The following is a 5,824-nucleotide window of genomic DNA, read 5'->3' as shown; positions in this document are numbered from 1 at the left end:
CAAATTAAGCACGCCATTTAACGACGGATTCAAGCCTCCACGGCATTCTCGAAAGCATCGGAAGAGCAGCCCGCAAGGACAAACGAAGGCAGCTCTCGGGAGCCAGACAGGGCCAAGAACAGGGGATTGAAATGGCACGTTTTGAAATGCTTGAAGCAGGCTTCGGCGCCATGGGGGCAACTGCCCAGGCCGACATTCTTTTCGAACTGGGCATGATGTATGCGACCGGCCGCGATTGCGAGACCGATGTCGTTGCCGCCCACAAATGGTTCAACATCGCCGCGATCAAGGGTTCGGCCCGCGCTGCGGAACTGCGCTCCGAACTGTCGGCGGCGATGTCGAAGGTCGAGATCGCCAAGGCGCTTCGCGAAGCCCGCGAATGGATGACCATGCACTGATATCCGCCGACCGCGGATAGACCTATCCAAGACAGGGAAGCCCGGGATCAAGACCGCACAGACGGCCAGACCCGGCGGAATGGAAGGCCGCGCAAGACGGTCGACGACCTGGAGCATGGTTTCGGAACCAGGCTCAAACAAGAGATAAGAAGAACGCGGCAGGCCGGCGAGGCTCAGTCGCGCGATGCGGGGAAGGCGAGCGGGATTTCGGGGCGCGGGGGCGCTTGGGGCCGCTTGACGAGCAAAAAGCCACGACCGGCCGAAACAAGGCTGGCGTGGCTTTTTTGCGTGGATGACGTCTTGCAGGCCCAATCGAGTGCTGCCGATGCGCCTAGACAGGCCCGGTGAAGGATGAAATTGTCCCGCCTCTCTGGAAGAAGCGCGGCCGGGCGGCCGCGCGTGAGTGGAGGAGTTCTATCACCATGAAAAAAATGAGTATTTTGAGCGCGGCCGTTTTTGGCCTGATGATGAGTGCGCCGGTCGCATTCGCCGACGACCTCACCTTTGCGGTGGTCGGTCCGATGACCGGACAACTCGCCACCATCGGCGATCAGTTCAAGCAGGGCGCACAGGCCGCTGCTGACGCGATCAATGCGGCGGGTGGTGTCGACGGTCGCCAGATCAAGCTGAGTATCCAGGACGACCAGTGCGATCCCAAGCAGGCCGTGTCGGTCGCCAACCGCATCGTCGCCGATGGCGTCAAGTTCGTCGATGGCCATGCCTGTTCGGGTTCGAGCATCCCGGCCTCTGCCGTCTATGCCGAAGCCGGCGCCCTGATGATGAGCCCGGCCTCGTCAAACCCGGTGCTGACCGACGCGGCGGCCAAGGCCGGCTGGCCGACGATCATGCGCCTTTATACGCGTGACGATGCGCAGGGTGCCTTCATAGGTCCATGGATCGCCAAGAAGTTTGCCGGCAAGAACGTCGTCGTCCTGCACGACAAGAGCGCCTACGGACAGGGCGTGGCTGACGCCGTCAGGGCAACCATGAATGCYGGTGGCCTCAAAGAGGTGTATTATGACGGCATCAATGCCGGCGAGAAGGACTATTCGGCTCTCGTCACCAAGCTCAAGGATCTGAAGGCGGACGTCGTCTATTTCGGCGGTTATCATCCTGAAGCCGGTCTGATCCTGCGCCAGTCGGCGGAACAGAACCTGAAGTTCCAGCTGATCATGCCGGACTCCATCGCTTCGCCGGAATTCTGGCAGGTTGCCGGCCCGGCCGGCGAGGGCACCATGTTCGTCTTCCCGTCGGATCCACAGGCAAAGCCTGAAGCCAAGGCAGCCGTCGAGAAGATTAAGGCCGGCGGCTTCGTGCCGGAAGGCTTCACGCTGTTCTCCTACGCGGTGGTCCAGGCTTTCGCCGAAGGCGTCAAGCGCGCCGGCAGCGACGATCCGGGCAAGGTTGCCGAAGCGTTGAAGAACGGCACGCCGATCAGCACCGTTGTCGGCAACGTCACCTTCGACGAGAAGGGCGACCTCAAGAACGCCAGCTATGACATCAACCAGTGGCATGACGGCAAGTACGCGCCGATTGCGCAGTAGTCGTCGCCTGGCGACCACATAGCATAAGGAAATGGCCGGTTCGTCCCGGCCATTTTTCTTTGTAATTAGTCGTCCGCTTTCGACTGTCAGCTTGCGGCTGCGGTCGAGGCGCTCTGGTCCTCGACGAACCGCACTAGCACCGTCCCATCGGTGACCTGCGCGCCTTCGGTGGCAATCTCGGCGATCACCCCGTCATGCGGCGCGGCGATGGTGTGCTCCATCTTCATCGCTTCAAGGATCAGCAGCGGCTGGCCCTTGATCACCGCATCGCCTTTGGCCGCGCGCACCAGCTTGACCAGCCCCGGCATCGGCGCGCGCAGGCTGCCGGCGCCTGCCGCCGCCTCATCCGCCCGCGCCAGCGGGTCCGGCACAGTGAAGGTATAGCCAACGGCGCCTTCGAACACCGTGATATGGCCGGGCCAGCGGGCGAGGCGTGGCGTGGCGCGAAAATCATGCGGGTTGGCGTTGTCGTAGGGCTCGTCCAGCGCCACCCGGAACCGCCCGTCCGGTCGCATCGAAACCCTTGCCGCGATATCGATTTCGCCGAACTTCAGCCGTGTGCGGCGGGCCACGCTGTGGAAATGCGCGTAGCCGGCAAGCGACGACCAGGGGTCGCTCGACGCCGGCAATGCGCCGGCACCCGAAGCCGCAAGCGCGGCTGCCGCAACGGTTTCATCGCTCGGCGGCGCGACCTCGGTCAGTGCCGGTTGATGCCGGGCGATCAAGCTGGTGTCGACATCGCCAGCGGCAAAGTCCGGATCGGCGGCCAGAGCGACAAGAAAGGCGGTGTTGACGGTCGAGCCGGCGATCTCGGTTTGCGACAGCGCCGCGCCGAGCGCTTCCAGGGCCGCCTGCCTGTCCTTTGCGTGGACGACCAGCTTGGCGATCATCGGGTCGTAATAGGGCGAGATGGCATCACCGGCCCGCACGCCGGTCTCGATGCGCATCGTGGCGCCTTCAGGGGCCGCGTCCGGATACTTCAGATGATGCAAGGTGCCGGTCGCCGGCAGGAACCCCTTTGTCGCATCCTCGGCATAGATGCGCGCCTCGAAGGCATGGCCGGTAAGCGCGATCTCGTTCTGCATCTTCGGCAGCTTTTCGCCGCTGGCGACCCGCAATTGCCACTCGACCAGGTCGGTGCCGGTGACCATTTCGGTGACCGGGTGTTCGACCTGCAGGCGGGTGTTCATTTCCATGAACCAGAAGCGGTCGGCCTTCAGGCCTTGCGAGGCATCGACGATGAACTCGATGGTGCCGGCGCCGGAATAATTGATCGCCTTGGCGGCTTTAACCGCCGCATCCGTCATCGCCTTGCGCAGCGCCGGGGTCATGCCGGGTGCGGGGGCTTCCTCGATCACCTTCTGGTGGCGGCGCTGCGCCGAGCAGTCGCGCTCATAGAGATGTACGGCATTGCCGAAGTTGTCGCCGAACACCTGCACCTCGATATGGCGCGGCTTGTCGACATATTTCTCGACCAGCACGCGGTCATCACCGAAAGCGGCCTTTGCCTCGCGGCGCGCACTGGACAGCGCCTCGGAAAACTCATCGGGATGCTCGACCCGGCGCATGCCCTTGCCGCCGCCGCCGGCACGCGCCTTGATCAGCACGGGATAGCCGATCTCGCGCGCCTTGGAGGCCAGCAGCACGATCTCCTGCGCCTCGCCATGGTAGCCCGGCACCACCGGCACGCCGGCCTTTTCCATCAGCCGCTTGGCGGCATCCTTCAGCCCCATGGCCCGAATCGAGGCCGCCGACGGACCGATGAAAACCAACCCCGCCGCCACCACCTGGTCGACGAAATCGGGGTTTTCCGACAGAAAGCCGTAGCCGGGATGGATGGCTTGCGCGCCCGTCGCCAGGGCTGCGGCGACAATCCTGTCGCCACGCAGATAGCTTTCGCCGATGGGCGAGGGGCCGATGCGCACGGCTTCATCGGCCAACTCGACATGCAGGGATTTCGCATCGGCATCCGAATAGACGGCAACGGTGTGCACGCCCAGCTTGCGCGCCGTGCGGATCACACGACAAGCGATCTCGCCGCGATTGGCGATCAGGATCTTGGCGAACATGGCGCCTCCGTAGCCAGAGTTTGCTTCACGCGAAGCAGGCGTTCCTTTGCGCCCCCGTCTGTTCGGGCAAGCATTTGCTCAACACTGGAGAGCACTCCCTTGCCAGCGAGGTGCTCTCCGCAGTGCCCAGTTCTGTCTACTTGGACGCCGCGATACTGCAGGCGCCGCTGGTCTGGAATTTGTATTTCTTGAGACCTCCCTGGCATGATCTCAGCGCCAGGTCTTCCGCTGCCTTCTGGGTCTTGGCATTCAGGTGGACGCCGCAGATGAAGAACTCTGTCATCCGGGCGATCGGGGTCAAAGCATAAGCTGAATGACCGCTGGCCGCGACATAGGCATTGTAACCCTTCCCACAGCCGCCCATTGYGCCGACGGGGAAGTAAACAGGATAGCGGGTATCGCCCTTGCTTCCTGCCAGCGAGCCGGCCATTCCGGCGCCCGTCATCTCGAATATAAGAAAGCCTGCAAGTATCGAAGTCGCCATCCTCTGGCAATATTTCAGTTTCATTTCCGCCCTGTCCCCATTGCACTGTGCAGGATGAGCGATAGCGAATATTTTGCCGCCCCGCCAGCTCGCCAGCGGAGATTCGAGTTTGCCTATGCTGGTGAATCGGTTGGTCCATGCAGTTCAGCTCTTTCGCAGGGCAGCAACGGCCTGCCGGTATAGTTCAGCCGTTTGGTCGTCGAAGCAGCAAAAAGTGACGGTTTCCGGCATTGTTCGTTTCTCGATGAACGTGCTGACCGTGTCGACGGCGATCTGCGTCGCCTCATCTTTCGGGTAGCGATAGACACCCGTCGAGATCGCCGGAAACGCCACCGTGCGGCAATCATTGGCCGTGGCGAGTTCGAGCGAGCTGAAATAGCAGGAGGCCAGCAGTTCGGCTTCGCCCTTGCCGCCGCCTTGCCAGACCGGCCCGACCGTGTGGATGATGTGCCGCGCCGGAAGTTTGTAGCCCTTGGTGATCTTGGCTTCGCCGACCTTGCATCCGTTCAGCATGCGGCATTCGAACTCGAGCTCACGGCCGGCCGCGCGATGAATAGCGCCATCGACCCCGCCACCACCGAGAAGCGAGGTGTTGGCGGCGTTGACGATGGCGTCGACTACCAGTTTGGTGATGTCGCCGGCATGAACCTGGATCCGCAGATGGTCGTTCATGTCACATCCTGAACACGCCGAAGCGCGTCTCTTCGATCTCGGCGTTGAGCGCGGCGGACAGGCTGAGCGCCAGCACGTCGCGCGTCTTCGCCGGGTCGATGATGCCGTCGTCCCAAAGGCGGGCGGACGAGTAGAGCGGATGGCCCTCATGCTCGTATTTCATCAGGATCGGCTTCTTGAATTTTGCCTCCTCCTCGGCGCCCCATTCGCCGCCCTTGCGCTCGATGCCTTCGCGCTTGACCATGGCGAGCACCGTCGCTGCCTGCTCGCCGCCCATCACCGAGATGCGGGCGTTCGGCCACATCCACAGGAAGCGCGGTGAATAGGCGCGGCCGCACATGCCGTAATTGCCGGCGCCGAACGAACCGCCGATGATGACAGTCACCTTCGGCACCCTGGCGGTGGCCACCGCCATCACCAGCTTGGCGCCGTCCTTGGCGATGCCGCCCGCTTCGTATTTCCGACCGACCATGAAGCCGGTGATGTTCTGCAGGAAGACCAGCGGGATCTTGCGCTGGCAGCACAATTCGATGAAGTGCGCGCCCTTCAGCGCGCTCTCGGAGAACAGCACGCCATTGTTGGCGATGATGCCGACCGGCATGCCATGGAGATGGGCAAAGCCGGTGATCAGCGTAGTGCCGTAGTTCTGCTTGAACT

Annotated in this window: 6 protein-coding genes; 2 read left to right on the top strand and 4 right to left on the bottom strand. The window is 62.8% G+C overall.

The annotated features are described in order from the left end of the window. The first annotated feature begins 131 nt into the window (after nt 1–131). Nucleotides 132–398 (top strand): SEL1-like repeat protein, encoded by a 267-nt coding sequence (locus ACXJ7R_RS23015; RefSeq protein WP_010915070.1) that lies wholly within the window; start codon nt 132–134, stop codon nt 396–398. A 422-nt stretch (nt 399–820) separates the two neighbouring features. Beyond that, entirely contained in the window at nt 821–1,942 is a 1,122-nt protein-coding gene (locus tag ACXJ7R_RS23010; RefSeq protein ID WP_457153860.1) for an ABC transporter substrate-binding protein, read from the top strand. An 86-nt stretch (nt 1,943–2,028) separates the two neighbouring features. On the opposite strand, the gene ACXJ7R_RS23005 is transcribed toward ACXJ7R_RS23010, so the two are convergent. The 4 genes from ACXJ7R_RS23005 to ACXJ7R_RS22990 all read right to left on the bottom strand — a co-directional run. Next, a complete protein-coding gene (locus ACXJ7R_RS23005) occupies nt 2,029–4,011 on the bottom strand; it encodes an acetyl/propionyl/methylcrotonyl-CoA carboxylase subunit alpha (RefSeq protein WP_457153859.1) in 1,983 nt (660 codons plus the stop codon). Between the two features lie 136 nt (nt 4,012–4,147). Beyond that, on the bottom strand, nt 4,148–4,519 hold the full coding sequence (locus tag ACXJ7R_RS23000) for a hypothetical protein (protein WP_457153858.1): 372 nt from the start codon (nt 4,517–4,519) through the stop codon (nt 4,148–4,150). Between the two features lie 120 nt (nt 4,520–4,639). After that, nucleotides 4,640–5,167, bottom strand: a complete 528-nt coding sequence (locus ACXJ7R_RS22995; RefSeq protein ID WP_457153857.1) for an O-acetyl-ADP-ribose deacetylase — start codon at nt 5,165–5,167, stop codon at nt 4,640–4,642. A 1-nt stretch (nt 5,168) separates the two neighbouring features. Continuing rightward, nucleotides 5,169–5,824: carboxyl transferase domain-containing protein (locus tag ACXJ7R_RS22990; protein ID WP_457153856.1), on the bottom strand; the 656-nt coding region annotated here is incomplete at its 5' end.

The organism is Mesorhizobium sp. P5_C1, assembly GCF_054049815.1.
Note: the sequence above shows the minus strand (reverse complement) of the source record. Positions and strands in the feature narration are given on the sequence as shown.